Source organism: Actinophytocola sediminis (genome assembly GCF_054779715.1).
The window spans coordinates 44,557-70,404 of sequence record NZ_BAAGXS010000008.1 but is presented as its reverse complement, the minus strand read 5'-3'; the positions used below and the strand labels follow the sequence as shown (position 1 = coordinate 70,404).

Below are 25,848 nucleotides of genomic sequence, written 5' to 3'. Positions count from 1 at the left end.
CGATTCGTGGGGTGGAGACCGTGAGCGCCCGCAACCTCGAGGCCGAACGCGCCCAGCTGAAACAGACCCTGCACCAACGTGGGATGCGGATGACCCCGCAACGTCAGCTCGTCCTGGACGCGCTGCTCGAGCTGGCGCACGCCACCCCGGAACAGGTCTGTCAGCGGGTGCAGCGCAGCACGCCGTCGGTCAACATCACCACCATCTACCGCACGCTCGAGCTGCTGGAGAGCCTCGGCATCGTGCGGCACACCCACCTCGGCCACGGCGCGCCCAACTACTCGGTGCACGAGCACGGCCACGTGCACCTGGTCTGCCACCACTGCGGCGCGGTCATCGAGGCGCCGTGCGAGGTGATGGACGGGCTGGCCGGAACACTGCGCGACTCCCACGGGTTCGCACTGGACGTGAGCCACCTCGCCCTGTCGGGAACCTGCCGGAACTGCTCAGGAGACCAGCCATGACCTCACCCATCCTCGACGTCCCTGGCGCGGTGCCGCCGCCGGACGGTTGGCCGGACCAGGGCGTGCCGTGGCACTTCGGCGACCCGTACGCCGAGCAGCGGGCCGCCGCGCGCAAGGTCGCCGTCGTCGACCGGTCCGACCGGGAGGTGATCGCGGTCACCGGTCCGGAGCGGCTCGGCTGGCTGCACCTGGTCATCTCCCAGCACGTCACCGAGCTGGCCGACGGCGCGGGCACCGAGGCGCTCGTGCTGGACAGCCAGGGCCGGGTGGACGCGCACATGAACCTCGCGCACCTGGACGAGGTGGTCTGGCTGGACACCGAGCCGGGCGCGGACGCGTCCGGCGCACGGGGCGGGCGGGAGACGCTGCTCGGCTACTTCGAGTCGATGGTCTTCTGGTCCAAGGTCGAGCTGCGGGACGCCACCGCCGAGCGCGCGGTGCTGTCGGTGGTCGGCCCGGACACCGACGCGCTGCTCGGCGCCGCCGGCCTGCCGGTGCCCACCGAGCCGTACGCGGTCGCCGGCGGCCTGGACGTGCTCGTGCGCCGGATGCCGCTCGGCGTCGACCTGCTCGTGCCGCGCGCCGAGCTGGTCGCCTGGTGGGACCGGCTGACCGGACACGGCGCCCGGCCGATGGGCAGCTGGGGCTACGAGGCGCTGCGGGTCGAGGCCAGCCGCGCCCGGCTCGGCGTGGACACCGACGACCGGACGATCCCGCACGAGGTTGGCTGGGTACACGTCGCCGCGCACGTGGCGAAGGGCTGCTACCGCGGCCAGGAGACCGTGTCGAAGGTGCACAACGTCGGCCGGCCGCCCCGGCGGATGCTGCTGCTGCACCTGGACGGCTCGCCGGAGGTACTGCCAGAGACCGGTGACCCGGTGCTGCTCGGGGAGCGGACCGTCGGCCGGGTCGGCTCGGTCGCCCGCCACCACGAGCTGGGGTCGATCGCGCTCGCGCTGGTCAAGTACTCGGTGCCGTTGGACGCCGAGCTGCTCGCCGGCGTGGACGACCGGGTCGTGCAGGCCGCGATCGACCCGGACTCGGTGCCCGCGGACACCCCGGCGCTCGGCCGCGAGGCAGCCAGGAAGCTGCGCGGCTGACTACCATCCGGGCCCATGACAGGGACCCTGATCACCGTCGCGCCGACCGGCGCCGAACACGCCAAGGTGGACGTGCCGAACCTGCCGGTCACCCTGGACGAGCTGGTGGCCGAGGCGGTGGCCTGCGAGGCGGCCGGCGCGGCCATGATCCACGTGCACATCCGGGGCGCGGACACCACGCCGACGCTTGACCTCGGGCTGCTCACCGACACGGTCGCCGCCCTGCGGGAACACACCGACCTGGTCGTCCAGCTGTCCACCGGCGGCGCGGTGACCGATCCGGAGGCCGACCGGCTGCGCGTGCTGGAGGCCATGCCGGACTCCGCGTCCTGCACGATGGGCACGGTCAACTTCGGCGACGACGTGTTCCTGAACCGCTGGGAGTTCGTGGTCGAGCTGCACCGGCGGATGCGTGAGCGCGGCATCGTCCCGGAGTACGAGATCTTCGACGTCGGCCAGCTGACCAGCCTGCGCAGACTGCTCGACGAGCACGGCCTGCCGGCGGGCGGGAAGGTGCACGTCGACCTGGTGATGGGCGTGCCGGGCGGGATGCCGGGCGACACCGCGACGCTGGTCGCCGCGCTGCGCACGCTGCCGGCCGGCGCGAGCTTCTCCGCGACCGGGATCGGGCGGGCCACGCTGCCGGTCATGCTGGCCGCGCTGTCGGCCGGCGGGCACGTGCGGGTCGGCATGGAGGACACGGTGTCCTTCGCCAGAGGCGAGCGGGTGCGCGACAACGCCCAGCTGGTCGCCAGGGCCGCCGAGTTCGCCACGTTGGCCCAGCGGCCGCCGCTTCGGCCGACCGAGGTGCGGGAGCTGATCGGGGTAGTGCTAAGCAACTGATACCGGGTTTGTCGGCGAGGGTGTCAGTACCGGAGGATGAGCACGTGATCGAAGTCCGACCAGGTGGTCGCAGGCGAATAGACCGTGTGCTCGCGCCCGACTACGTCGCCGGGCTGGCCGAGCTCGACCTGAACGAGGTCCGCGCGCGCCGCGACGACGCGGCGCAGGAGGAGACCGACCTGTCCTACCTGCGCCGGCTGCTGCACGCCAGGATCGACATCGTGAAGGCGGAGCGGAAACGCCGCGCCGAGGGCGGCTCCAGCTCGGTGGTGGAACGGCTGGCGGAGATCCTCGCGGACAACGCGGTCGGCCGGGCACCCGCCGGCTCCGGGCGCCACCAGACGTTGGAGCCCTCCCGCGCGGAGGCACACCGGCGCCACGTCGAGGCGCTGGTGTCGGACACCGACCTGTCGGACGTGGCCACGCTGCCCGACGAGCGGCTCGACCTCGCGCTGCGGACCTATGTCGCCGAGGAGGCGTCGGTCTCCCAGCGCAGGCGCGAGGTACAGCGGGTGATGGACGTGTTCAACGACCAGATCGCGCGCCGCTACCGCGCGGGCAGCGCCTCGGTCGACCAGCTGCTGGCCGCCGAACGCGGCGAGGCCCCGGTCGACGACAAGCCCTGAATGCCCCATTCGGGACGGTGAACGTCGCCAATGCCTCATTCAGGGCGTTGGGCCCGGGCCGGAACCGGACTAGTTGAAGCGTTCGCGGACGGCCAGGTCGCTCCAGAACTCGCGCAGGGTCTCGAACCTGGCGGCGATCTCCTCGACGTCCTGACGTTCCAGCGCCGCCACGATGGCCTGCACGTCCGCGGCCGAGGTGTCCTCGGTCAGCTCCTCGTCGTCGAGTAACTGCACCAGGCCGCCGTAGTCCAGCTCGACCGCCGAGTGCGGGTGGAAGTGCTCCAGCCACCGGCCGGTGTCCTCGAGGACCTTCGTCGGGCCCTGGTCGCCGAGCACCCGCTCGGCCAGCGAGTGCGCCTTGGCCACCCGCCTGCGGGCGTCGGCCATCGCCACCCGCCAGCAGACCTGCCGGCGCGGGTCCTCCCGGGTGGCCAGCACGAGGTGCCGGTGGCCAGGGTCGACCAGGGTGAACCAGGGCAGCGGCACCGTCCAGGTCGTGGACACCACGTGCACCGCGCCGCCGGGCAGGTCGGAGAGCACCTTGGCGGCCCGCTCCCGGACCGTGTCCACCGACTCCGACAGCGCCACCGCGCGCAGTGCCGGGTGCGACGAGGTCAGGAAGCCGACCAGCGCGGCGGCCGAGCGGGCGCGCACGTCCAGCGGGCACACCAGCGGGCCGGGACCGACGGTCGCCTGGTCGACGGGTACCTCGGCCGGGTCGAGCACCAGCAGGTCCCGCGACGCGCGCGGCGACGGGTCGCCGTTGGCCAGCTCACCGGGGAGCATGGTCGACGGCTGGGACAGTTGTGATCTGAGCCACATGTCCCGCTCGCGCTCACCGACGCCCGCGTGGTCGAGGTGGCCGGTCTCCAGCGCCTCGCGCAGTGGTTTCGCGGCGTCAGCGGCAAAGGAGGACAACGGTTCGTACACCCTGAGGTAGGCGACGAACGGTCGGGGCACGAGAGGCATCGTGTCACGGAACGCCGGAGGGGTGGTCACGGGGCGATCAACGGCGTGACCGAACTCGCCAGAAGAAGGTGCCGACCAACACCAGTGCCCCTTCGCACAGAACCCGGTCGGCACGGTACGGTAGTTACCAGGAACCAGTATTCGAGATCTGCGGGGCCGCCGATTCCCCCGGCCGCCCCGTCACTGTGCGAGGGGGTCGAGCCATGGGGCGCGGCCGGGCGAAGGCTAAGCAGACCAAGGTAGCCCGAGAGCTCAAATACAGCACTCACGACACGGACTTCGACGCTCTGCAACGGGAGCTGTCGAGCCAGGCACCTTCGGACGGCAACGGCGGAGAGCGGTTCGATGACGATGACGACTTCGACGACGGCACCTACCGTCGTTGAGCGGCTGGTTCAGGAGCGGCCCAGGTAACGCACCTGGTCCGTTTTGGCCTTGGCCAGCTCGTCACGGGCGTTGACCACGTCGGGGTAGGTCGAACGCTCGGGTATGCCGATCTCCCACCATGCTTCGGCGTCTGTCCATGCCGAAGCGTGGGTGCGGATCACCACGACGGCCACTCGGCCGTGCCGTGCGTGTTCGCGTGCCGTGGCGTAGGCGGCTCGTAGTTCGTCGAGGTCGCTGGCGGCCAACACGGCGCAGCCGAGCGACGCCGCGTGGGAGGCGAAGTCGACCCGTGGCGTATCGGCCTGCCGTGACCGCACGTCGGCGTACATGTTGTTGAACGCGGGCGCGCCGTTGCCCCGTTGCAGCCGGTCGATGACCGCGTAGCCGTCGTTGTCGCACACGACGGCGACGAACCCGTGGCCGGCGAACGCGGCGGAGAACAGCTCGGAGTTCAACATCAGGTACGAGCCGTCGCCGACCAGCGCGGTGACCACCCCGGCCGGCCGGGCGAGCGCGGCACCCCAGGCGCCGGCCAGCTCGTAGCCCATGCAGGAGAACCCGTACTCGACGTCCATCGACGGGCCTGCCCCGTCGGCCCGCCAGCCGCCGATCAGCTCCCCCGGCAGGCCGCCGGACGCGGTCAGCACGTAGTCGCCGGACTCGCTCGCCTCGTTGACCACGCCGACCACCTGGGCGTAGGTCGGCAGTCCCGGTCCCGGCGCGCGCAGGCCGTCGATGTAGGCGTCCCAGCCGGCCAACTCCCGCGCGGCGCGCGCCGACCAGTCCTGGTCCGCCCGCCAGCCGGCCACCAGTTCGGCCAGCTCGGCCAGCGCCTCGTCGGCGTCGGCGACCAGCGCGATCGCGCCGTGCTTGACCGCGTCGAAGCGCGCGGTGTTCACCGCGACCAGCCGCACGTCCGGCGCGAACAGCGACCAGGACGCCGTGGTGAAGTCCTGCAACCGGGTGCCGACCGCGAGCACGAGGTCGGCCTCGGCGGCCAGTGCGTTGGCCGACGCGGAGCCGGTGATGCCCAGCGGACCCGCGTGCAGCGGATGGTCGTGTGGCACGAGGGTGCGCCCGGCCGTGGTCTCGGTGACCGGGATGCCGTGCGCCTCGGCGAAGGCCAGCGCCCGGCCGGCCGCGCCGGAGTACCGCACGCCGCCGCCGAGCACCACCAGCGGCCCGGCGGCGGCGCGGACCACCTCGGCGGCCCGGCCGATCGCGGCCCGGTCCGGCCGGGGCCGCGACGGGTGGTGGACCACCGGGGCGAACAGGGCGTCCGGGAAGTCGAAGGTCTCGGCCTGCACGTCCTGGGGCAGCGCGAGGGTGACCGGGCCGCAGTCGGCCGGGTCGGTGAGCACCCTGGCCACCTGCGGCAGGGTGGCCAGCAGCTGTTCCGGTCGGGTGATCCGGTCGAACCAGCGGCTCACCGCGCGGAAGGCGTCGTTGGCCGTGGCCGTGCCGTCGCCGAACGGCTCCACCTGCTGCAGCACCGGGTCGGGCGCGCGGTTGACGAACGTGTCGCCGGGCAGCAGGAGCAGCGGCAGCCGGTTGGCGTGCGCGACCCCGGCGGCGGTGACCATGTTCAACGCCCCCGGCCCGATCGACGAGGTGACCACGCCGACCTGGCGGCGGTGGGTCGCCTTCGCGTAGCCGACGGCCGCGAGCGCCATGCCCTGCTCGTTGTGCCCGCGCCAGACCGGCAGCGCGTCGGCCTGTTCGGACAGCGCGGTGCCAAGGCCAAGGACGTTGCCGTGGCCGAAGATCGCGAACACCGAGGGGAACAGCGGCGCCTCGGTGCCGTCGAGCAGCACCGTCCGCTGGGCCACCAGCCAGGCGACGATGGCCTGCGCGGTCGTCAGTCGCACTAGCCAGACACCTCGCGCAGCTCGTGCTCCAGCGCCGCCAGCTCGGCGCCGCCGGCCATCTGGCGGGTCAGCTCCTCCAGGGTGATCGCCGACTTCTCCAGCGAGCCGACGCTGGCCCCGCGTTTGAGGATCAGGAACCGGTTGCCGACCGGGTAGGCGTGGTGCGGGTTGTGGGTGATCAGCACGACGCCGAGGCCCCGGTCGCGCGCCTGGGCGACGTAGCGCAGCACCACGCCCGACTGCTTCACCCCGAGCGCGGCCGTCGGCTCGTCCAGGATCAGCACCTTCGCGCCGAAGTGGATCGCCCGCGCGATCGCCACGCACTGCCGCTCACCGCCAGACAGCGTGCCGACCGGCTGTTCGACGTCGCGCAGGTCGATGCCCATCTCGGCGAGCGCGGTGCGCGCGATCTCCTTGCCGCGTTTGCGGTCGAGCCGGCGCAGCGGGCCCGCGCCGACGGTCGGCTCCGAGCCGAGGAAGAAGTTGCGCCACACGCTCATCAGCGGCACCACGGCGAGGTCCTGGTAGACGGTCGCGATGCCGAGGTCCAGCGCCGCCCTCGGCGAGGACAGCCGCACGTCCGCGCCGTCGACCAGGAACCGCCCGGTGTCGTGTTGGTGCACCCCGGCCAGGATCTTGATCAGGGTCGACTTGCCGGCACCGTTGTCGCCGAGCACGCAGGTGACCTCGCCCGCGTTGACCACGGTGGACACCTCACGCAGGGCGACCACGCTGCCGTAGCTCTTGCCGATCCCGTCGACCTCAATGAGGGGACTCACGACTCCCCCTCGCAGGCTCGGTCGAGCCGCTCGCGGTCGCCCTGTGACATTGATTCGCTCGCAAGCTCGCTCATGACCGTCCCTCGCAGGCTCGGTCCGGCCGCTCGCGGTCGCCCGGTGTTGATTGATTCGCTCGCAAGCTCGCTCATCGCCGCACCCTTTCCGCCCGGCGCCGGAAGGTGTTGTTCACCAGCACCGCGCCGAGCAGCATGATGCCGAGGAAGAGCATGAACCAGTCGGAGTTCCAGTTGGCGAACACGATGCCCTGCCTGGCCATGCCGAAGATCAGCGCGCCGATCGCGGCGCCGATGGCCGAGCCGAACCCGCCGGTGAGCAGACAGCCGCCGATCACCGCGGCGATGATGAACTGGAACTCCAGCCCGATGCCCTGGTTGGCCTGCACCGTGGTGAACCGCAGGATGTTGATCGAGCCGACCAGCCAGCCGGCCAGCGCGGTCGTCATGAACAGCAGGATCTTCGTGCGCGCCACCGGCACGCCGACCGCCCGCGCGCTGGGCGCCGAGCCGCCGACGGCGAAGGTCCAGTTGCCGAACCTGGTGCGCACCAGGATCCACGCGGCCACCGCGGCGAAGCAGAGCCACCACAGGATCGAGATCTGGAACGAGGTGTCGCCGATGGTGATCCAGGAGGCGAACACGAACCCGGCGGACTCGTAACCGTCGGCCGCGCGCATCCCGGACACCTGCACCGAGCCGGTGACCAGCCGGGTGACGCCGAGGTTGAGGCCCTGCAGGGCGAGGAACGTACCGAGGGTCACGATGAAGCTCGGCAGCCCGGTGCGCACCACCAGCCAGCCGTTCAGCGCGCCGACCCCGAGCGCGAACACCAGCGACAGCAGCAGCGCCAGCCACACGTTCAGCCCGACCTCGGTGGCCAGGATCGCGGTGACCAGCGCGGTGGACGCGGTCAGCACGCCGGCGGACAGGTCGAACTCGCCGCCGATCATCAGCATCGCCACGGCCACCGCCATGATGCCCAGCGTCGCCGAGTCGTCCAGCCAGGTCGCGACGCCGCCCGCGGTGAGGAACTTGTCCGCGACGAGGGAGAAGAACACGAACACCACGAGCGCGCCGATCAGCGCGCCGATCTCCGGCCGCACCACCAGCCGGTTCACCAGACCGCCGGGCGCGAGCCGTTCGTCGGTCAGTACGGGTTCCCTGGTTGTCGTCATTCCCCGGCTCCTCAGCGCGTGCCGCGTTCGGTGTACGGACGCACCAGGTCCGCGTTGGACTCGTCGACGAAACCGGGGCCGGTGAGTACCGGCTGCCCGCCGCCCAACGTGTTGCCGTTCTGCCGGTACAGCTTGAGCATCGTGATCGGCAGATAGCCCTGCTGGTACTGCTGCTGGTCGACGGCGAACAGGATCCGGCCGTCGCGGATCGCGTCCACCACGTCGGTGTTGAGATCGAACGTGGCGACCTCGGCGGTCGAGCCGACCCCGGTCGCCGCGGTCACCGCACGGTCGGCGACCTGGGAGTTCAGCGTCAGCACGGCGTCGATGTCGGGGTTGGTCTGCAGCGCGCCGCGCAGGCGGGCCTCGATGTCGGTCGGGTTGGCGATGTCGACCTGGAGGTTGGTCACCTCGCCGCCGAAGCCGTCGCGGGCGCCGTCACAGCGGTCGTTGAGCCCGGAGTTGCCCGCCTCGTGGATCACGCAGAGCAGCCGCTTCTTGCCGGCCGCCTTCATCCGCTCGCCGGCGGCCCGGCCGGCGATGTCCTCCTCCTGGCCGACGTGCGCGAGCGCGCCGAACTCCACGCTGCGGTCGGCGCCGGAGTTGATCGTGATCACCGGGATGCCGGCGGCCACCGCGGCCTCGATGGACGACTTGAGCGCGTCCGGGTTGGCCATCGAGACCACGATGCCGGTCTTTCCCTGCGCCACGGCGTTGTCGATGAGCTTGGCCTGGGCGCTCGGGTCGCCGTTGGCGGTGTAGGTGACCTCGACGCCGAGGTCCCGGCCGGCCGCCTCGGCGCCGTTCTTGACCACGCTCCAGAAGGCGTCGCCCTCGCTGCCGTGGGTGACCACGGCGAAGTCGAGTGCCGCAGCCGGGTCGAACTCGCCGCCACCACCGCCCCCGCCGGGCGCACTGGTGGTCTCGGCGGACGGCCCGGTACACGCGCCGACCGCCAATGCGGTGACCAGCGCGGTCGCCGCCAGCGCGGCGGCGCGTAACGGGGGCCTTCGGCGCCCTCGGTCAGACATCGTTGTCTCTCCTATCAGGGCCGTATGTCCTCAGTAGACTGAATGGAGGAAGGCAAGACTACGCGCGGTGGCCTGCCGGGGGGTGTCGTCCCCGCCGCTGCCGTCCTCGGGCAGCGCGGTGTCCTGCTCGAGCACGTACCAGCCGTGGTAGTCGTTGTCCCGCAACAGTTTCAGCAGACCGCCGAGGTTGACATCACCGTCACCGAGCGGCACGTAGATGCCGCCGGCCACCGCCTCGGTGTAGCTGAGCACGCCGGCACGCACCTGCTCGGCGAGGTCGGCGCGGACGTCCTTGAGGTGCACGTGGCCGACCCGGTGCGGGTGCGCCCGGACCAGCTCGACCGGGTCGGTGCCGCCGATCAGCAGGTGGCCGGTGTCCACGCACAGCGGCAGGTCGGAGTCGGCGAGGAACCGCCGGACCTCGGCCGAGGTCTCCACCTGGGTGCCGACGTGCGGGTGGAGCACGGTGCGCACGCCGACGCGCACCGCCGCGTCGCGGATCAGGCCGGCGGTGTCGACCAGGGTGTGCCACTGCGCCTGGTTCAGCGGCGGGCGCTCGTCGTAGCCGTCGATGCCGGTGGCGGCGGCGAGCACGAGCACGTCGGCGCCGACCGAGGCGAGCAGCTCCGCCTGCTTCGCCGCTCTGTCCACAATGGACTTCTGCTGGTCGGCATCGTGCAGCACGACGGCGAGGAAGCCGCCGACCAGGCCGAGGCCGTGCCGGTCGAGGGTCGTGCGCAGGGTGTCCGGGTCGGCCGGCAGGTAGCCGGGTGGACCGAGCTCGGTGGCCGCGAGGCCGAGTTCGGCCATCTCGCGCAGGACGGTGTCCTGGTCGAGCAGCCGGCCCCAGCCGGGGACCTCGCAGACACCCCAGGAGATGGGTGCGGCGGCGAGTTTCATGTGTCGCTCCCCTCTTCCGGGCGAACCGGCTCTCCGGTGCGCCGCGACCGTTCACATGCCTGCGCCAACCGCAGGCTGACCAAGCTGTCCCTTGCCGGCGACGGGTTGGCCGAGGTACCGGCGATCACGCCGGTGAACACGCTCATCTCGTTGACGTAGGCGCGCCGGAACCGCTGGGCGAAGCCGGGGTAGGCGTCCACGGCCGTCGGGCCGTCCTGGTCGAGCGAGTTGAGCGGGGTGCGCGGGTCGAGCCCGACGGTGACCGAGTCCCGCGCGCCGAGCACCTCGATGCGGTGGTCGTAGCCGAGCGGGTCGTGCCGGCCGGCGGCGAGCACCGCGTGCGCGCCGCCGGCGAAGCGCAGCAGCGCCACCGCGTTGTCGACGTCGTCTGCCAACGCGAAGGCCTCGTCGACCAGCACCGAGCCGGACGCGTAGACCTCCACGACCGGCTCGCCGACCAGCCACGGGACCGCGTCCAGGTCGTGGATGAGCAGGTCGCGGAAGATGCCGCCGGAGGAGGGCAGGTAGCCGAAGTCGGGCGGTTGGGCGTCGAAGCCGACCGCGCGCACGTGGTAGATCGTGCCGAGCTCGCCGGTGCTGATCCGCCGGTGCAGCTCGGTCATCGCCGGGTCGAACCGGCGCTGGAAGCCGACCAGCACCGGCACGTCCGTCTGCTCGATCTCCTCGACCAGCGCGGACATCTCGGCGAGGTCGGCGGCGATCGGCTTCTCGCACAGCGCGGGCACGCCCTCGGCCAGGCAGCGGCGGACGAGGTCGGCGTGGGTGGTGGTCGGGGTGGCGATCAGCACGCCGTCGGCCAGCCGCAGCAGGGTGTCGAAGTCGGCCACCGCGCGGGCGCCGTCGCGGCCGGTGGCGCTGGCCCGCCCGCCCGCGCCGCCCGCGCCGTCGACGGACTCGGCGGCCCGCTCCGCCCGGCCGGGAACAGGGTCGAAGAGGAGGACCTGATCGACATGGTCCAGCGCGGCGAGATGTCTCGCGTGCATGGTGCCGATCCGGCCGACTCCGGCCACGCCGATGCGCATCCGCGACCCCCTGCGGTTGGAGCGCTCTAATTCGGCACATCCTGTAATGTCGCTCACAGGTGTGTCAAGGAGGCGCGGTGCCCCGACCAACGATCGAGGACGTCGCGGCCAGAGCAGGCGTGTCCCGCGCGTTGGTGTCGCTGGTGCTGCGCGGCTCGCCGAAGGTGAGCGACACGCGGCGGGCGGCCGTGCTCAAGGCGGCCGACGAGCTCGGCTACTCCCCACATCTGATGGCGCGCTCGCTGGCCAGCCGGACCTCGCACGTGCTCGGCGTGATGGTGTCGGACCTGCACAACCCGTTCTGGGCGGAGGTCGTCGACGGGCTGGACGCGACCGCCAGGGCGGCCGGGTTCGAGCTGGTGATCAACACCGGCGGGCGCTCGCCGACGCGGGAACGCCAGGCGCTGACCGGGCTGTTGTCCTTCCGCCCGGCGGGCATCGCGTTGCTCGGTCCGGTGCTGCCGGCCGGGTCGATCACCGGCGCGGCCACCCACACGCCGGTGGTGCTGGTCTCCCGGTCGTCCAGGAGGCCGACCGTCGACACGGTGAACGACGACGGCCGGGTCGGCTCGCGGATGGCCGTCGATCACCTGGTCTCCTTGGGGCACAAGGACATCGCGCACATCGACGGCGGTGGCGGCTCGCAGTCCGCGCCGCGCAGGACCGGCTATGTCGCCGCCATGCGCCGGCACGGGCTGACCCCGAGGGTGGTGCGCGGCGAGTACACCGAGGCGGCCGGCGCGACGGCGGCACGCGCGCTGCTCGACCAGCGCCCGCCGACGGCCCTGCTCGCGGCCAACGACCTCAACGCGGTCGGCGTGATCTCCACGCTGGAGGAGGCCGGCCTGTCGGTGCCCAAGGACGTGTCGGTGGTCGGCTACGACAACACCTGGCTCGCCGCCCTGCGCCACGTGTCCCTGACCACCATCGACCAGCCCCGCGCCGAGATGGGCAGACTGGCCGCGGAGGCACTCGTGCAACGTGTCCGCGGCACCCGCACCGCCCCGGCCCGCCACCTGCTCCCACCCCGCCTGGTCATCCGCACCACCACCGCACCCCCACCCTGACCTCGCCGGGTTAGAAGAGGCGGCCGATGGTGGACTCGTAGAGGTCGCGGGTGCCTTCCACGGCGTCGCCGATGGTGCCGAGGACGGCGTCGCCGGCGTCGTTGACGAGTTCACCGCCGGTGTCGGTCAGCTCGTTCCAGGCGGCGTCCCAGTCGCCGTCCAGGGCGTGGCCGCCGGCGTCGATCAGGCCGCCGCCGACGTCCTCGACGATGTCCACCGCCTCCCGGCCGGCGTTGACGGTGGCGTCGATGACCGGGCCGATCACCGGGAGGTTGGAGCCGGGGGCCTCCGGGGGCAGTGGGGAGTCCTGCCAGCGCGGGTCGGACACCTCGGCGTAGTTGCCGGTGGCGATGTTGGCCAGGTTGTGCAGGGACTCCGAGCCGGGGCTGTAGTAGTTCGAGTGCGCGTGCAGCGCGTTGCCGCCGTCGGCCGCGCCGAACTGGTTGGCGCCGAAGGAGCTGTCGTACGGTCCGGTCGAGGAGCCGTCGGCGGTGAACCAGTCGCCGCTGGTGCCCTGCACGACCGGGTCGTGCTCGGTGGCGCCGGCCCACACGTGCCCGTCGCCGGCCGACAGCTGGTCCACAGTGGACGCGCCGACGCCGGGCGAGCCGATGAACGCGATGTCGTCGGCGGCCAGGCCGTTCATCCCGGCGTAGCCGACGGTCACGCTGCCGTAGCTGTGCCCGATGACCGAGATGTGCTGCTGCCCGTCGGCCGCCGCGCGGTAGCCGTCCACATCGGCCACCAGGTTTCCCGCGCCGCCGACCGCGTTGTCCTTGGTCGCCACGCTCAGGTCCCAGGCAGGCGCGTCGTAGCCGAGCCAGGCGACGGTCACGTTCTGCTCGCCGGGCGCGGCGGCGTTCATCTCCGCGCGCAGGTCGGCCGCCGAGCCGTTCGGGAAGCCGTTCTCCAGCGTGGTCGCCGTGCCGGGGACCACGACCGCCAGGTTGTCCGCGGTGTCCGGGTTGCCCAGCGCCACCGCGAGCAGGCCCTCCTGCGCGCCGGGGCCGACCGGGTCGTAGGACAGCACGTAGGCGCCGTCCGGCGACAGCGCCGCCGCCTCGGTCACCCGGTCCGCGGCCGCCGTCGCGTTGGCCAGCCAGCGGTCGGTGTCCTGGCGCTGGTCGAGCAGGTCGGCGAGCTCGGGATCGGCGCGCAGCGCGCTCTCGTCCTCGAGGTCGATGCCCAGCTCCGCCGCACGCTGGGAGATCCGCGCGTCCAGGTCGGCGCCCTTCGCGGCGAACTGCGCCTGGTCGACCTCGATCCGCCGCCGGTTGGCGTCGTCGAGTACCTCGGCCGGCAGTCCGCGCAGCCGGCCGAGCGCGTCGAACTGGGTGGCCAGCAGCTGGTCGCGCTCGGTCTCGGACAGCCCGCGCCACCACTGCGCCACCGCGCGCGGGTCGGTCCCCGGCGGCGGCACGGTCAGCCCGGCGCGCGGCGCGGTGGCCGCCCACGACGGGTCGCCGGCCGCGGTCTCGGCGAACGCGGGTGCGAGCCCCGACAGCGCGCCCGCGTAGGCCCGCAGGGTCCGCTCGTAGCCGTCGCGCACCGTGCCGAGGGCGTCGTTGACCCTGGTGGCGAGCGCTTCGAGGGCGGCGTCGTCGAGATCGGCCGGCCGGGAGCGCCAGGCCTGGATCGCGTTGTCCGCCCCGCCGCGCATCGTGCGGTACGCGCCGGCGGCCGCGGTCACGATGTCGCCGGCCTGCGCCAACCGGTCGGCGGCCGAGGTCGCCGCCGAGCCGGACACGCTCGCCCTGGACGCGAACCCGCTGGCCGCAGTGCCCTCCCAGCCGGAGGCCGCCGTCGACCCGCCGCCGTCGATCGCCGAGCGAGCCCTGGTCAGCGCCGAGCGGGCCGAGCCGATCGGCTCGAGCACCGCGCTGATCCGGCCGGCGTCCCCGCTGGCCAACTTGCCGTACAGCACCTCGGGATCGGTGGTCATGAGCCGGCCGCCGTGACGTCGACGGCGGCGGTCTGGTCGCCGTGCTCGTAGTCGTCCGCACTCGCGACCAGCCCGTCGGCGGCGGCGTTCACCCACACCGAGCCGTGCCGCAGGTCGTCGCCGTGCCGGGTGACGAAGTCGGTGAACGCCGTGGCCAGCTCGTCGGCCGCGGCCACCTCGCCGAGTGCGGCCGGCACCAGCTGGGCCACCGACAGCAACGCCGCCGCGTCCCCCACCGCGTCCGAGCCCTCGTAGATCTTCGTCGACGCGCCCCGCAGCGTCGCCGGGTCAACCTGGTAGCCCTCTGGCACGTGACCTCCTCGGTTTGGCGCGAAAACGACGCTAACGCCAGACCTGACCGCATAGGGTGTTTTCGCGCGCACTGTGTGCATGTGCGCATGACGTGGGAGGGAGCGGCGGCGTGGCGGACTGGGGCCCTCGGCGGTGGACCGAGGTGTTCGACGAGCAGTCGACCGACTTCCGCAGGGCGCTGCGCGCGGCCGACCTCGGCGCGCGGGTGCCGTCCTGTCCCGGTTGGACGTTCACCGAGCTGACCCTGCACGTCGGCCGGTTCCTCGACCAGGTCACCCGCTACCTGACCAGCGGCAGCCCGCTCCAGCTCCGCGCGCGGCCGCCGGCGCCGGTGGCCGACCCGGTGGCCTATCTGGACACCGCGCTGGCCGCCGCGGCCGCCGCACTGGCCGACACCCCGGCCAACCGTCCGGTGTGGACGTTCTCGCCGGCGGCCCCGGACCTCGCCTGGGTCTGGCACCGCCGCGCCGCCCACGAGCTGAACCTGCGCCGCTGGGACGCCCAGGCCACCCTGCGCACCCTGGAGCCGACCGGCCACGACCAGGCCGTCGACGCCATCGACGAGCTGCTCGGCACGCTGCTGGCCGCCCGCCAGCTCGGCGACTCCCCGCCCCAGCACCGGGGAACGGCCATCGTGTCCACCACGGACGGTCCGCGCGCGTGGTTCGTCCGGTTGGTCCCTGGCCAGGTGCCCGAGGTCCGCCCGGCGGCGCCCGGCGAGCAGGCGGACGCGCTGCTCGAAGGCCGGGCCGAGAACCTGCTGTACCAGCTCCGCAACCGGATGCGGCTCACCGGCACCGGCGACGAGCAGGTTCTCCGCGGACTGCGAATGAGCTGATCGCCACGTCGGTCGGGCGCCATGCCCGCGGTGCGGGCCACCTACACTGGCGGCTGGCACCTGACACCGTCCGCAGGGAGTTGACTCGGTGGTCACCGACCAACATGACGTGCCGGAAACCGAGCCCCGTGAAGAATGCGGTGTGTTCGGCGTGTGGGCCCCAGGCGAGGAAGTCGCCAAGCTCACCTACTACGGGCTCTACGCACTGCAACACCGCGGCCAGGAGGCCGCCGGCATCTCGGTCTCCGACGGCCAGCGAATCGTGGTGTACAAGGATCTCGGCCTGGTCAGCCAGGTGTTCGACGAGCAGGTGCTCTCCTCGCTGCGCGGCCATATCGCCGTCGGCCACTGCCGCTACTCCACCACCGGGTCCACGACCTGGGAGAACGCGCAGCCGACCTTCCGCAACACCGCGGTCGGCAGCGGGCTGTCGCTGGGTCACAACGGCAACCTGGTGAACACCGCCGAGCTGCGGGAGCGGGCGCGGGCGGCCGGAGTGCCGACCAACAACGGCGCGACCACCGACTCGGACCTGCTCAGTGGGCTGCTCGCGGCGGCCACCGCCGACCGGGGCATCGAGCAGGCCGCGATGGAGCTGCTGCCCGACGTCCGCGGCGCCTTCTGCCTGGTGTTCGCCGACGAGACCACGCTCTACGCCGCCCGCGACCCGCACGGCGTGCGCCCGCTGGTGATCGGCAGGCTGGAGCGCGGCTGGGTGGTGGCCAGTGAGACCGCCGCGCTGGACATCGTCGGCGCGTCGTTCGTGCGCGAGGTGGAGCCGGGTGAGCTGCTGGCCATCGACGCCGACGGCCTGCGCTCCGCGCGTTTCGCCAACCCCGAGCCCAAGGGCTGCCTGTTCGAGTACGTCTACCTCGCCCGGCCGGACACCACGATCTCCGGCCGCTCGGTGCACGCCACCCGCGTCGAGATCGGTCGCCGCCTGGCCAAGGAGGCGCCGGCCGAGGCCGACCTGGTCATCCCGGTGCCCGAGTCCGGCACCCCGGCCGCGATCGGCTACGCGCAGGGCTCGGAGATCCCCTACGGCTCCGGCCTGGTGAAGAACGCCTACGTCGGCCGGACGTTCATCCAGCCGTCGCAGACCATCCGCCAGCTCGGGATCCGGCTCAAGCTCAACCCGCTCAAGGACGTCATCCGGGGCAAGCGGCTGGTGGTCGTCGACGACTCGATCGTGCGCGGCAACACCCAGCGCGCGCTGGTCAGGATGTTGCGCGAGGCCGGTGCGCTGGAGGTGCACGTGCGGATCGCCTCGCCGCCGGTGCGCTGGCCCTGCTTCTACGGCATCGACTTCGCCTCCAGGGCCGAGCTGGTGGCCAACGGGCTGGAGCTGGACGGCATCCGCCGCTCCATCGGCGCGGACTCGCTCGCCTACGTCTCGCTCGACGGTCTGGTCGCGGCCAGCGAGCAGCCGCGCAGCCGGCTGTGTATGGCCTGTTTCAACGGCGATTACCCGATCGAGCTGCCGGAGGAGACCAAAATCGGCAAGCACCTGCTCGAAGGGTTGGAGAAAGGCGTCGCAGGCTCCGCCGCCCCGGTGGCGGCGGCCGGATATGGTGCCGGGGACGCACTCCGGCGACCCTGAGCTTGGACACGATGACCGACACCAGCGCCAACTCCCCACACGCGACCTACGCCGCGGCGGGGGTGAATATCCAGGCCGGTGAACAGGCCGTGGAACAGCTGAAGCCGTTCGCCGCGAAGACGACCCGACCGGAGGTCATGGGCGGCATCGGCGGCTTCGCCGGCCTGTTCCGGCTTCGCCTCGACCGCTGGCGGGAGCCCATCCTCGCCTCCTCGACCGACGGGGTCGGCACCAAGATCGCGGTCGCCCAGGCCCTCGACGTGCACGACACCGTCGGCGTGGACCTGGTCGCCATGGTGGTCGACGACCTCGTCGTGTGCGGGGCGGAGCCACTGTTCCTGCAGGACTACATCGCGGTCGGCACGGTCATCCCGGAGCGGATCGCCGCGCTGGTCAAGGGCATCGCCGACGGCTGTGTGCTGGCCGGCTGCGCGCTGCTGGGCGGCGAGACCGCCGAGCACCCCGGCCTGATGACCGACGGCGCCTACGACCTGTCGGCCACCGGCGTCGGCGTGGTCGAGGCCGACGCGGTGCTCGGCCCGGAGCGGGTCCGGCCGGGCGACGTGGTGATCGCCATGGGCTCGACCGGCCTGCACTCCAACGGGTTCTCCCTGGCCAGGCACGTGCTGCTGGAGATCGGCCGGATGCCGCTGGAGGGCCAGGTCGAGGAGTTCGGCCGCACCCTGGGTGAGGAGCTGCTCGAACCGACCAGGATCTACGCCAAGGACTGCCTCGCGGTCGTCGCCGAGGCGGAGGTGCGCACGTTCGCGCACGTCACCGGCGGTGGCCTGGCGGCGAACGTGGCCAGGGTGATCCCGCCGGGACTGCGCGCGGTGCTCGACCGGGGCACCTGGACGCCGGCGCCGGTGTTCTCCATGATCGGCCAGCGCGGGCGGGTGGCGCGGCTGGAGATGGAGCGCACGTTCAACATGGGCGTCGGCATGGTGGCCGTGGTGGCGCCGGAGGATGCCGACCGGACCCTCGCCGTGCTGACCGCCCGGCACGTGCCGTCCTGGGTGCTTGGCGAGATCACGCCGATCGGCGACGATCCGGACGCCGCGCGCGCCGTGCTGGCCGGGGACCATCCTCGGTTCTGAGCGGCAGCGCACGCTGGGGCAACCCGCCGGGGTGGTCCCGCCGTATCACGGGGCGACCGAGAGGACCACAGGTTCGTGTACGACCGCGATGCGGAGTTCGGGGAGTATCTCGAGAGCCGTGCCGTTGTCATGCGCCGAACCGCCTACCTGTTGTGTGGAGGCGACTGGCATCGAGCAGAGGACCTCGTGCAGACCACGCTGACGAAGATGTACGTCGCGTGGTCGCGGATCCGCCGGGACGGCAGCGTCGACGCGTACTCGAGAAAGATCATGGTGCGCGCCGCGATCGACGAGTCCCGGCGGGCCTACCGGCGGCGCGAGTCCGTCGTCGAGGTGCTGCCGGAGAACGAGATCGGGCCGGGCGGCATCGAGGAGGCGGTGGACGTGCGCCGGGCGCTGGCCAGGCTCCCGGCCGGTCAACGGGCGGTGGTCGTGCTCCGGTACTGGGAGGATCTGTCCGTCCAGGACACCGCGGTCGCGCTCGGCAAGAGCGAGGGGACGATCAAGAGCCAGTCGGCCAAGGGCCTGGCGGCCATGCGCCGAATGCTGTCCAGCGACGAACCGGCGGGAGCGGGTGAGGGATGACCGACGACCCGAACAGCGACCTGAACGGCGACCCGAACGACGACCTGAACGACGCCGACGTGCGGCGCTGGCTGGACGGCGCGCTGGCCGGCGAGCCACCGCTGTCGCTGGACCGGGCGGGGATCGTCCGCGACGGCAAGCGCGGACTGCGCAACCGCAGGCTGTTCCAGACCGGTGGCGCGGTGGCCGGCGTGGTCGCCGTGGTGCTCGGCACGGTGCTGGTGAGCAGCCTGGTCACGGAGAACCCGACGATCCCGCCCGCGGCCGGTGAGCCCCCGACGGGTCCGGTGCGGACGCCCACCCCGAGCGCGCCGGACTCCACGAAGACCACCGTCTCCCCACCCTCGAGCACGTCGGCGGACGAGTCCGCCGACCGGACCGTCGCCCGGCTCGCCGCGGTGCTCTCGGAGCCGGGAGTGCTGCCGACCGGTGCCGACCTCCAGCCGTTGCTCGGCGCGAGCGGCCCGGAGTTCTACGAGGTCGAGACGGGCGTTTACCAGCTGGAGGCGGACCTCTACACCTCCGACGGGTCCGGTCAGCTGTGGCTGACCGTCGAGCGGGGCGCGGCCGGCAGCGCCGACTGCACGGACATCATCGACTCGGTCACCCGGTGCGAGGTCCGGGAGGAGTACGGCCACCCGATGGCCATCGGCCAACAGGAGTTCGCGGACGGCCAGTTGCGGCGGGTGGTGCGCGCGGTCCGGCCGGAAGGCGGCTACGTCACCGTCACCACGTCCAACATCACCTCGATCGACGAGTACAAGGGCAGGCGGCCGCAGTCCAAGGCGACGTCGCTCTCCGAGTCGACGATGATCAAGCTCGCGGTGCAGCCGGACCTGGTCGTCAGGTAGCGCGTGGACGTCACCGACGACCTGGTGGTCTCGCCACAGCTGGTCATCCCCGCCGACGAGCTCCGGGAACGGTTCTCCCGGTCCTCCGGCCCTGGCGGCCAGGGCGTGAACACCACCGACAGCCGGGTGGAGCTGTCCCTGGACATCGCCAGGTCACCCGCGATACCGGGCTGGCTGCGGGAGCGCATGCTGGCCGCGTTGAGCAGCAGACTGGTCGACGGCGTGCTCACCATCGCCGCCAGCGCACAGCGTGCCCAGCTCGCGAACCGGGTGGCGGCCAGGGAGCGGCTGGTGTCGGTGCTGCGCGCGGCCGCCGCGCCACCACCACCGAAACGCCGGGCGACCAAGCCGAGCCGGCGGGCGAAGGAGCGCAGGCTCACCGCCAAGCGCCACCGGGGCGAGCTGAAGCGCGGCCGGCGGGCGGGGCCGGAGGACTGAGCCTCAGAACCGCAGCAGCGGCAGCTGGGCGGACAGGTCGGCCCGGCTGCCCGACGCGGTAACCCGGCCGGCGGCGACGGCATCGAGCCAGGTCAGCGCGCCGATGGCCAACTCGAGCCAGGTTCGGGGATCGGTCTCCACCACATTGGGCGGGGTTCCCCTGGTGTGCCGGGGTCCCTCGATGCACTGCACGGCCGCGAACGGCGGCACGCGCACCTCGACGCTGCGACCGGGAGCGTCCGTGGCCAGGGTGCGCAGGCTCAACCGGACCGCGGCGGCCAGCACCGGCCGGTCCGGCTGGTCGGCATCGCCGGTCAACCACGGGTGCACCGCCGCGACCGCGGCCCGCAGCTCGTGCGGGTCGACCGGCTTGGCGGTCAGGAGGCCACCTCGGTGAGGATCTCGGCGAGCATCTCCTCGACGTAGTGGATCAGCTTGCGGGCGTCGGCCGGCGAGATCGTGGTCCACATCGTCCCGTCCTGGGACGGGCGGCGGATCTGCACGTAGCGGCCGTCGTCGGTGTCGAAGAAGGACACCACCCGCTGGGCCCGGCGGCGGCGGCCGAGCTTGTCGCGCGCCGCGGCGCCGAAGTTGCCCATGCCGGAGACGTCCTTGATCATCTCGGTGAGCGCGGTCGCGTCGTCGTGGCGGATGCCATGGCCGACCAGGGCGTGCAGGAACCCCTCCTTGGTGCCGCCACCCGCGTTGGCCGCGGCCTCGAAGTCCGTGGTGCGCAACGTGACCGACTGCCCCGGCCCGGCGGACTTGCTGACCAGCGAGCCAAGCACGGCGCTGGCCAGCCCCGACGGCGACGCGTGCCGCAGCACGATCTGGCCGTCGGACAGCTCGGCCACCGCCGCCGACGCACCGACCGCGGCGGCCAGCGCGCGGACGTTGCGGCCGGCGTGCGCGCGGACGTCGACCTCGCGTTCCGGCCGCGCGATCAGCGTCAGGATGGACTCGACGTCCGGGTGCAGGTCGACCGGCCGGCCAAGGCCCCTGCTCTCCAGCGCCGCCCACGCCTGCCGTTCGAGCTGTTCGCGCTCCTCGAACGTCCGACCGGGCGACGGGACCTTGACCACCAGCGGCAACTGGCCAAGACGCAGGTGCTCCCACAACACGTCGAACTCGAGCGCGGAAAGGGTGATCGGCTCGGTTTCCCGCTCACCGATGGAGAACGTGCTGGTCACAACGCACAACCTTAGCTAATAAGACAGGCGGAGCGGGTGCCGCGAATGCGGCCCCCGCTCCGTCCGTCGTTCTAGGTCAGCTCACTGTTGCGGCGAAATCTCGCCAATCACAGTCGGTGCCACGCGCAGGTCGGTGTCGCCCCACACGTCGTCGGTCTCCATCAGGTAGTCGGGCGCGAAGTGCTCGTCGTCGTCCTCGCCCTCCGCGCGCCGGCCACCGGCACCCATCGGGCCACCGGCACCGCCACGACCGCCCGCGCCGGCGGGACCGCCCGGGCCCATGCCGCCACCGCCGGGCAGTCCGCCCATGGGGCCGCGGCCAAGCTGCGAGCCGGCCCGGGTGCCGTCGGCACCGAGACCACCGGCACCACCAGGACCACCGAGGCCACCGGTACCGCCGGGGCCGCCGCCAGGAAGACCGCGCAGGTTCTGCGCGCTGCGGGCGACATCACTCGCGTTGGGCCCACCGCCGGGACCAGTGATCGGCAGGCCGTTGGGCGGGTTGCCCGGCCCGAACGGCGGGTTGCCGTAGGGCGGCTGGTTGCCGGGGAAGGGCGGGTTGCCGGTGATCGGCGGGTTGTTGCCGATCGGCGGGAAGTTCGCCGGCGTGGTGATGGGCGGCGCGGTGCCCGACGGAGTGGTGTACTGCGGCGGCGGGAGCAGGCTGCCGTTGCCGCCACCACCACCCCCTCCACCGCCGCCTCCGCCACCACCGGTCGGGATGGTGGCGCTGCCACCGCCGCCGCCGGACGTGCCGGAACCGCTGGGCACGGTGTGCCCACCGACGCCGCTACCGACGCCGCCTGCGCCACCGCCGAGCTCGCCGACACCCGCGACCGAGGGCAGCGAGGCCGGCTGCGGGGTGGCCACCACGACGTCCGGGGGCGCGACGAACGTGCCGAGCGTCTCCCGGTTCCAGGTGCTGCTCGACTCGTAGCTCTGCATGGTCTGGATCGCGCGCTGCTCGGCCTCGTTCTGCGCGGCCTCCTGCGCCTCGTGATCCTGTGCCTGGTTGGCCACGGCGACCGCCGGGCCGATGTTGCCGGTGAGCGCGGACGCGGCCGCCCCCGCGACTGCCCAGCCGGACGGCGACGGCGTGGTGACCGGCACCGGCTCTGGCATGTTGGACCGCGCGTCGGCGACGTAGCCGCCCTGCAGCTCGGCCGAGGTCTTCATTACGGTGCTCGCCGACTGCGCGTCGTTGGCCCACTCGGCCAGCGGGGTCAGCCCCGACTGCGCCCGCTCGGCCGCGGCACCCTCCCAGGTGGCGTTCAGGCCGGTCAACTTCGTGTTGAGCGCCTGGTCGGCCTCGGTCAACTCCTTGGCGAGGTCCTGCCAGTACGTGGCCTGCGGATCGGACGCCGCCGGCCCGGGGCCAGCGTTGATCATCTTGTGGAGCGCGGGATGCCCGTACCCCGCCCAACGGTGTGTCATGGAGATCAATCCCTCTGCACGCGAATCAGCATGCGTAGCGCCAGCGGTCTAGGCGTAGGTGCCCCAGCGTTCGCTGTTGGTCCCCTCGGTCTGGATGTAGGCCTGCTCGGTGAGTTCCAGCGACTCGATCGCGTTGGCGAGCTGGCGCTGGTAGCCGAGCAGGCACTCGTACGCGGAGTCGCTGCCGCCACCGTTGGTGCGCTCACCGAACAGCTTCGCCGTCTCCCCGCTCACCGGGTCCCCGGCCCACTGCGTGATCGGCAGGCCGCCCAGTTCGCTGACCTTGCGAGTGACCCGGTCATAGGCCTCACGGAAGGCCTCGAGCGCGCCCGGGATCGCGGCCGGCTCGATGCGCAGGCTCTGCGTGCCCGAGTAGGTCGGGCCGGTCGGGACGGATCCACCGCCACCGTCAACAAGGAACACGACTCGTTCTCCTCAGTCTGTGCAATCGCGACGACCTTAGCTCTGATGTGGACACGAGCGAAGCGGTTCCACCAAACGCGCCAAGATCCCACCGTTACCGACTCGTTATGATCAGCCGAGCGCGCCGACCACGGCCGTGGCGATCTCCGGCACGGTACGGCAGAGATCGGCCTGCGGCGTCGCCGGCTGTCCGGCCGGGTTGCCGAGGCCGTAGGAGAGGTAGAGCAGCTGCCCGTCGTGCACGTCGAGCACGCCCATGCAGTTGGCCGGCGCCTGCGGGGTGAGCACGGTCAGCGGGTAGCCGGCGGCCTCGGTGTCGGACTTCGCGGCGACGTTCGCGAACTCGGTGAAGTCCTTGGCGCCCTGGTCGGTCACCGCGACCACCAACAGCGACACGTTGTGCTCGATGCCGTTGACGAAACAGTCCTTCGCGCCGGGGAACAGGCTCGACTCGCCCGCGAGCGGCGGCCGATCACCGTCGAGTTTGAAGGTGGGCAACGGGAGCGCGGCGAGGACCTGGCAGATGTCGACCGTGGTGAGGTCGATGGGCTTTGGCCGGTCCACCGGCGGGGCGTCGTCGGCCGGCGGGGTCGACGGCGGGGTCGACGGCTCGGTCGACTCGGCTGGGGACTCCGGCTGCTCGCTGGTGGCCGGCGGGTCGTCGGCGACCGGGGTTCCCCGCTCGGCCGACGAGCAGCCCACGACCCCGAGCAGGCCAACGAGCAGCGACGTGAGCACGATCCGTTGGGTCGGCATGGGTCAACGCTAGGCGAGCCAGCGACTGATCTCCTCGGGCGGTCCCGGCTTCGCGTACAGCCAACCCTGCGCCGAGTCGCAGCCGAGCGCGGTCAGCCGGTCGGCCTGGTCGCGGGTCTCCACGCCCTCGGCGACCACGTCCAGCTTGAGCGTGTGCGCCAGCGAGACCAGCGCGCGGACGATCTGCGCGTCCACCGAGTCGGGTTCGTCGGCGCGCAGGCCCTCGACGAACGACCCGGCGATCTTCAGCGCGTGCACCGGCAGGTGCCGCAGGTAGGCCAGGTTGGAGTAGCCGGTGCCGAAGTCGTCGATGGCGATCCGGATGCCGAGGTCGACCAGCTTGTGCAGGGCGCCGAGCGGCTCGCCGGTGGTGCCCATGATCGCGCTCTCGGTCAGCTCGAGCTGCAGGCTCGTCGGCGGCAGGCCGACCGAGCGCAGGATCTGGTCGACGTCGTCGACCAGGCCGGGTTCGAGCAGCTGGCGGGCGGCCAGGTTCACGCTGACCGTCGGCTCCGGCCCACCGGTGGCGGCCGCGTCGGCGGCCCAGGCGGCGGCCTGGGCGCACGCCGTGGCCAGCACCCAGCGGCCGAGCGGGACGATCAGCCCGGTCTCCTCCGCGAGCCCGATGAACCGGTCGGGACCGAGGCGACCGAACTCCGGGTGCGCCCAGCGGACCAGCGCCTCCACCCCGAGCAGCGCGCCGTCGGACAGCCGCACGATCGGCTGGTACTCGACGTAGAACTCGTCGCGCTCCAGGGCCGCCGGCATCGCGGCGGACAGCGTGATCCTGGCGATCTCGCGGGCGTTGCGCTCCGGGTCGTAGCAGGCCCAGCGGTTCTTCCCGTCGACCTTGGCCCAGTGCAGGGTGACGTCGGCGTCGCGCATGGTGTCGGCCGGGTTGGCGGTGGCGACCGCGCGCTCCACGATGCCGACGCTGGCCGACACGGTCAGCCGGTGGCCGCCGACCAGCACCGGCTGGCTCACCTCGGCCAGCAGCAGCTCGGCGAGGTCGGTCAGCTCGGCCATCCCGTCGGTGTGCTCCACCAGCACGACGAACTCGTCGCCGCCCATCCGCGCCAGCACCCGGCCGGGGGCCGACACCAGCCGGTGCAGCCGGTCGGCGATCTCCACCAGCAGCTGGTCGCCGACGACGTGACCGAGGGTGTCGTTGATCGCCTTGAACCCGTCGAGGTCCAGGTAGCACAGGCCGATGCGGGCGTCGCCGGTGGCGAAGGCGGCGTGCAGCCGGTCGGTGAACAGCGCGCGGTTGCCCAGCCCGGTCAGCGGGTCGTGGTTGGCCTGGTGACGCAGCTTCTCGGAGAGCACGTGCCGCTCGGTGTTGTCCTCGACCATGCCCACGAGCAGCTGCGGGGCGCCGTGCTCGTCGCGCACCAGCGACACGGTCAGGTTCGTCCACAGCGCCGAGCCGTCCGAGCGGAGGAAGCGGCGTTCGATCCGGTAGTGGTCGCGCTGGCCGGTGATCGTCTCGTCGAAGTAGTTCTGCAGCTCCGGCGGGTCGTCGGGGTGCAGGAACTCCTCCAGGGTCCGACCCTGCATCTGCTCTGGCGACAGGTCGAGCATCTGGGCCATCGCGGAGTTGATCTCCAGCAGGCGGCCGGCGGTGTCGGTGATGCCGATGCCGATGGCGGCGTCGGAGAACATCGCGCGGAACCGGGCCTCGCTCTGCCGCCGCGCGGCCTCCGCCCGGTCGCGGGCGTCCAGCGCGGCGTGGCGCAGCATCTCCTGTTCGCGGAAGATCCTCGCCTGCACCGCGCGGACGAACCCGCAGGTCAACGCGGCCTGCACGGCGGCGAGCCGACCGTTGTCGCGGCTGGCCAGCAGGTCGCCGACCAGCCGGATGGTCGCCGCGAGCGCCTCCGGGGCGATGAACCGCAGCGTCACCAGCTCGGCGCCGACCCGTTCGACGGGTTTCGGCTCGAACGGGTTACGGCAGATCTCCGCCACCAGGATGTCGGTGAGCTCGCCGAGCCGGTGGCGCAGGTCCGCCCGTTCGGTGGCGACGAACGCGGTATCAGACAACGCATCGGCCCACGTGGCCGCGAACGTGTCGCGAGCTGAGCCAGTCGCGCCTACCACCGTCACACCTTTCGGC

Annotated in this window: 27 protein-coding genes; 12 read left to right on the top strand and 15 right to left on the bottom strand. The window is 72.4% G+C overall.

The window, feature by feature from the left end:
• The first annotated feature begins 20 nt into the window (after positions 1-20).
• Genes ACYVIP_RS04870 through ACYVIP_RS04855 form a run of 4 tightly spaced genes read left to right on the top strand, consistent with a single transcriptional unit; the run spans position 21 to position 3,033 of the window.
• On the top strand, positions 21-464 hold the full coding sequence (locus ACYVIP_RS04870; RefSeq protein ID WP_460392535.1) for a Fur family transcriptional regulator: 444 nt from the start codon (positions 21-23) through the stop codon (positions 462-464).
• Positions 461-1,564: a CAF17-like 4Fe-4S cluster assembly/insertion protein YgfZ gene (gene ygfZ, locus ACYVIP_RS04865; RefSeq protein ID WP_460392420.1), complete on the top strand. Its 1,104-nt coding sequence runs from the start codon at positions 461-463 to the stop codon at positions 1,562-1,564. Before ACYVIP_RS04870 ends, ygfZ begins: the two co-directional genes overlap by 4 nt.
• A 15-nt stretch (positions 1,565-1,579) precedes the next feature.
• Positions 1,580-2,407, top strand: a complete 828-nt coding sequence (locus ACYVIP_RS04860; protein WP_460392418.1) for a beta-keto acid cleavage family enzyme — start codon at positions 1,580-1,582, stop codon at positions 2,405-2,407.
• A 44-nt stretch (positions 2,408-2,451) separates the two neighbouring features.
• Positions 2,452-3,033: an RsiG family protein gene (locus ACYVIP_RS04855; protein WP_460392416.1), complete on the top strand. Its 582-nt coding sequence runs from the start codon at positions 2,452-2,454 to the stop codon at positions 3,031-3,033.
• A 69-nt stretch (positions 3,034-3,102) separates the two neighbouring features.
• On the opposite strand, the gene ACYVIP_RS04850 is transcribed toward ACYVIP_RS04855, so the two are convergent.
• Positions 3,103-3,993, bottom strand: coding sequence for a hypothetical protein (locus ACYVIP_RS04850; RefSeq protein WP_460392414.1), 891 nt, complete (start codon positions 3,991-3,993; stop codon positions 3,103-3,105).
• A 212-nt stretch (positions 3,994-4,205) separates the two neighbouring features.
• Here ACYVIP_RS04850 and ACYVIP_RS04845 point away from each other — a divergent pair, with 212 nt between their 5' ends.
• Positions 4,206-4,388 carry a DUF3073 domain-containing protein gene (locus tag ACYVIP_RS04845; protein WP_460392412.1) on the top strand — a complete coding sequence of 61 codons (183 nt, stop codon included), beginning with the start codon at positions 4,206-4,208 and terminating at the stop codon, positions 4,386-4,388.
• A 9-nt stretch (positions 4,389-4,397) separates the two neighbouring features.
• On the opposite strand, the gene iolD is transcribed toward ACYVIP_RS04845, so the two are convergent.
• From iolD to ACYVIP_RS04815, 6 genes are all read right to left on the bottom strand, one after another.
• Complete coding sequence (gene iolD, locus ACYVIP_RS04840; RefSeq protein WP_460392410.1) at positions 4,398-6,257, bottom strand: 3D-(3,5/4)-trihydroxycyclohexane-1,2-dione acylhydrolase (decyclizing); 1,860 nt, start codon at positions 6,255-6,257, stop codon at positions 4,398-4,400.
• Positions 6,257-7,036 (bottom strand): ATP-binding cassette domain-containing protein, encoded by a 780-nt coding sequence (locus ACYVIP_RS04835; RefSeq protein ID WP_460392408.1) that lies wholly within the window; start codon positions 7,034-7,036, stop codon positions 6,257-6,259. Before ACYVIP_RS04835 ends, iolD begins: the two co-directional genes overlap by 1 nt.
• A 145-nt stretch (positions 7,037-7,181) precedes the next feature.
• The gene (locus tag ACYVIP_RS04830) at positions 7,182-8,228 is read right to left on the bottom strand and encodes an ABC transporter permease (protein WP_460392406.1); all 1,047 of its coding nucleotides are present in this window, start codon (positions 8,226-8,228) and stop codon (positions 7,182-7,184) included.
• 11 nt (positions 8,229-8,239) lie between these two features.
• A complete protein-coding gene (locus ACYVIP_RS04825) occupies positions 8,240-9,259 on the bottom strand; it encodes a sugar ABC transporter substrate-binding protein (protein ID WP_460392404.1) in 1,020 nt (339 codons plus the stop codon).
• 30 nt (positions 9,260-9,289) lie between these two features.
• The gene (locus ACYVIP_RS04820; protein WP_460392402.1) at positions 9,290-10,159 is read right to left on the bottom strand and encodes a TIM barrel protein; all 870 of its coding nucleotides are present in this window, start codon (positions 10,157-10,159) and stop codon (positions 9,290-9,292) included.
• Complete coding sequence (locus ACYVIP_RS04815; protein ID WP_460392400.1) at positions 10,156-11,202, bottom strand: Gfo/Idh/MocA family protein; 1,047 nt, start codon at positions 11,200-11,202, stop codon at positions 10,156-10,158. The genes ACYVIP_RS04820 and ACYVIP_RS04815 overlap by 4 nt, the downstream gene beginning before the upstream one ends.
• Positions 11,203-11,279: 77 nt before the next feature.
• Between ACYVIP_RS04815 and ACYVIP_RS04810 the strand changes: the two genes are divergently transcribed.
• Positions 11,280-12,269, top strand: a complete 990-nt coding sequence (locus ACYVIP_RS04810) for a LacI family DNA-binding transcriptional regulator (RefSeq protein WP_460392398.1) — start codon at positions 11,280-11,282, stop codon at positions 12,267-12,269.
• 10 nt (positions 12,270-12,279) lie between these two features.
• On the opposite strand, the gene ACYVIP_RS04805 is transcribed toward ACYVIP_RS04810, so the two are convergent.
• Both ACYVIP_RS04805 and ACYVIP_RS04800 read right to left on the bottom strand, forming a co-directional pair.
• Positions 12,280-14,211, bottom strand: coding sequence for an alpha/beta hydrolase (locus ACYVIP_RS04805; protein ID WP_460392396.1), 1,932 nt, complete (start codon positions 14,209-14,211; stop codon positions 12,280-12,282).
• Positions 14,208-14,522, bottom strand: a complete 315-nt coding sequence (locus tag ACYVIP_RS04800) for a hypothetical protein (protein ID WP_460392394.1) — start codon at positions 14,520-14,522, stop codon at positions 14,208-14,210. Before ACYVIP_RS04800 ends, ACYVIP_RS04805 begins: the two co-directional genes overlap by 4 nt.
• Before the next feature lie 110 nt (positions 14,523-14,632).
• Here ACYVIP_RS04800 and ACYVIP_RS04795 point away from each other — a divergent pair, with 110 nt between their 5' ends.
• The 6 genes from ACYVIP_RS04795 (at position 14,633) to arfB (ending at position 19,932) form a co-directional block, all read left to right on the top strand.
• Positions 14,633-15,361 (top strand): maleylpyruvate isomerase N-terminal domain-containing protein, encoded by a 729-nt coding sequence (locus ACYVIP_RS04795; RefSeq protein ID WP_460392392.1) that lies wholly within the window; start codon positions 14,633-14,635, stop codon positions 15,359-15,361.
• 88 nt (positions 15,362-15,449) lie between these two features.
• Positions 15,450-16,961: an amidophosphoribosyltransferase gene (gene purF, locus ACYVIP_RS04790; protein ID WP_460392389.1), complete on the top strand. Its 1,512-nt coding sequence runs from the start codon at positions 15,450-15,452 to the stop codon at positions 16,959-16,961.
• 11 nt (positions 16,962-16,972) lie between these two features.
• On the top strand, positions 16,973-18,058 hold the full coding sequence (gene purM / locus ACYVIP_RS04785; RefSeq protein ID WP_460392387.1) for a phosphoribosylformylglycinamidine cyclo-ligase: 1,086 nt from the start codon (positions 16,973-16,975) through the stop codon (positions 18,056-18,058).
• A gap of 75 nt (positions 18,059-18,133) precedes the next feature.
• The gene (locus ACYVIP_RS04780) at positions 18,134-18,643 is read left to right on the top strand and encodes a SigE family RNA polymerase sigma factor (RefSeq protein WP_460392385.1); all 510 of its coding nucleotides are present in this window, start codon (positions 18,134-18,136) and stop codon (positions 18,641-18,643) included.
• On the top strand, positions 18,640-19,494 hold the full coding sequence (locus ACYVIP_RS04775; protein WP_460392383.1) for a hypothetical protein: 855 nt from the start codon (positions 18,640-18,642) through the stop codon (positions 19,492-19,494). The genes ACYVIP_RS04780 and ACYVIP_RS04775 overlap by 4 nt, the downstream gene beginning before the upstream one ends.
• 3 nt (positions 19,495-19,497) lie before the next feature.
• Positions 19,498-19,932 carry an alternative ribosome rescue aminoacyl-tRNA hydrolase ArfB gene (gene arfB / locus ACYVIP_RS04770; RefSeq protein ID WP_460392381.1) on the top strand — a complete coding sequence of 145 codons (435 nt, stop codon included), beginning with the start codon at positions 19,498-19,500 and terminating at the stop codon, positions 19,930-19,932.
• A 3-nt stretch (positions 19,933-19,935) separates the two neighbouring features.
• Here the strand turns inward: arfB and ACYVIP_RS04765 are convergent, their stop codons facing one another.
• The 6 genes from ACYVIP_RS04765 to ACYVIP_RS04740 all read right to left on the bottom strand — a co-directional run bounded on the left by ACYVIP_RS04765 (position 19,936) and on the right by ACYVIP_RS04740 (position 25,775).
• Positions 19,936-20,313, bottom strand: coding sequence for a sterol carrier family protein (locus tag ACYVIP_RS04765; RefSeq protein ID WP_460392533.1), 378 nt, complete (start codon positions 20,311-20,313; stop codon positions 19,936-19,938).
• Positions 20,310-21,122: an ESX secretion-associated protein EspG gene (locus tag ACYVIP_RS04760; RefSeq protein ID WP_460392379.1), complete on the bottom strand. Its 813-nt coding sequence runs from the start codon at positions 21,120-21,122 to the stop codon at positions 20,310-20,312. Before ACYVIP_RS04760 ends, ACYVIP_RS04765 begins: the two co-directional genes overlap by 4 nt.
• A gap of 81 nt (positions 21,123-21,203) precedes the next feature.
• Entirely contained in the window at positions 21,204-22,556 is a 1,353-nt protein-coding gene (locus tag ACYVIP_RS04755; protein ID WP_460392377.1) for a PPE domain-containing protein, read from the bottom strand.
• A gap of 48 nt (positions 22,557-22,604) precedes the next feature.
• Positions 22,605-22,979, bottom strand: coding sequence for a hypothetical protein (locus tag ACYVIP_RS04750; protein WP_460392375.1), 375 nt, complete (start codon positions 22,977-22,979; stop codon positions 22,605-22,607).
• A gap of 111 nt (positions 22,980-23,090) precedes the next feature.
• Positions 23,091-23,735: a DUF3558 family protein gene (locus ACYVIP_RS04745; RefSeq protein ID WP_460392373.1), complete on the bottom strand. Its 645-nt coding sequence runs from the start codon at positions 23,733-23,735 to the stop codon at positions 23,091-23,093.
• Positions 23,736-23,744: 9 nt separating this feature from the next.
• The gene (locus ACYVIP_RS04740) at positions 23,745-25,775 is read right to left on the bottom strand and encodes a putative bifunctional diguanylate cyclase/phosphodiesterase (protein WP_460392371.1); all 2,031 of its coding nucleotides are present in this window, start codon (positions 25,773-25,775) and stop codon (positions 23,745-23,747) included.
• Between the last annotated feature and the right edge of the window lie 73 nt (positions 25,776-25,848).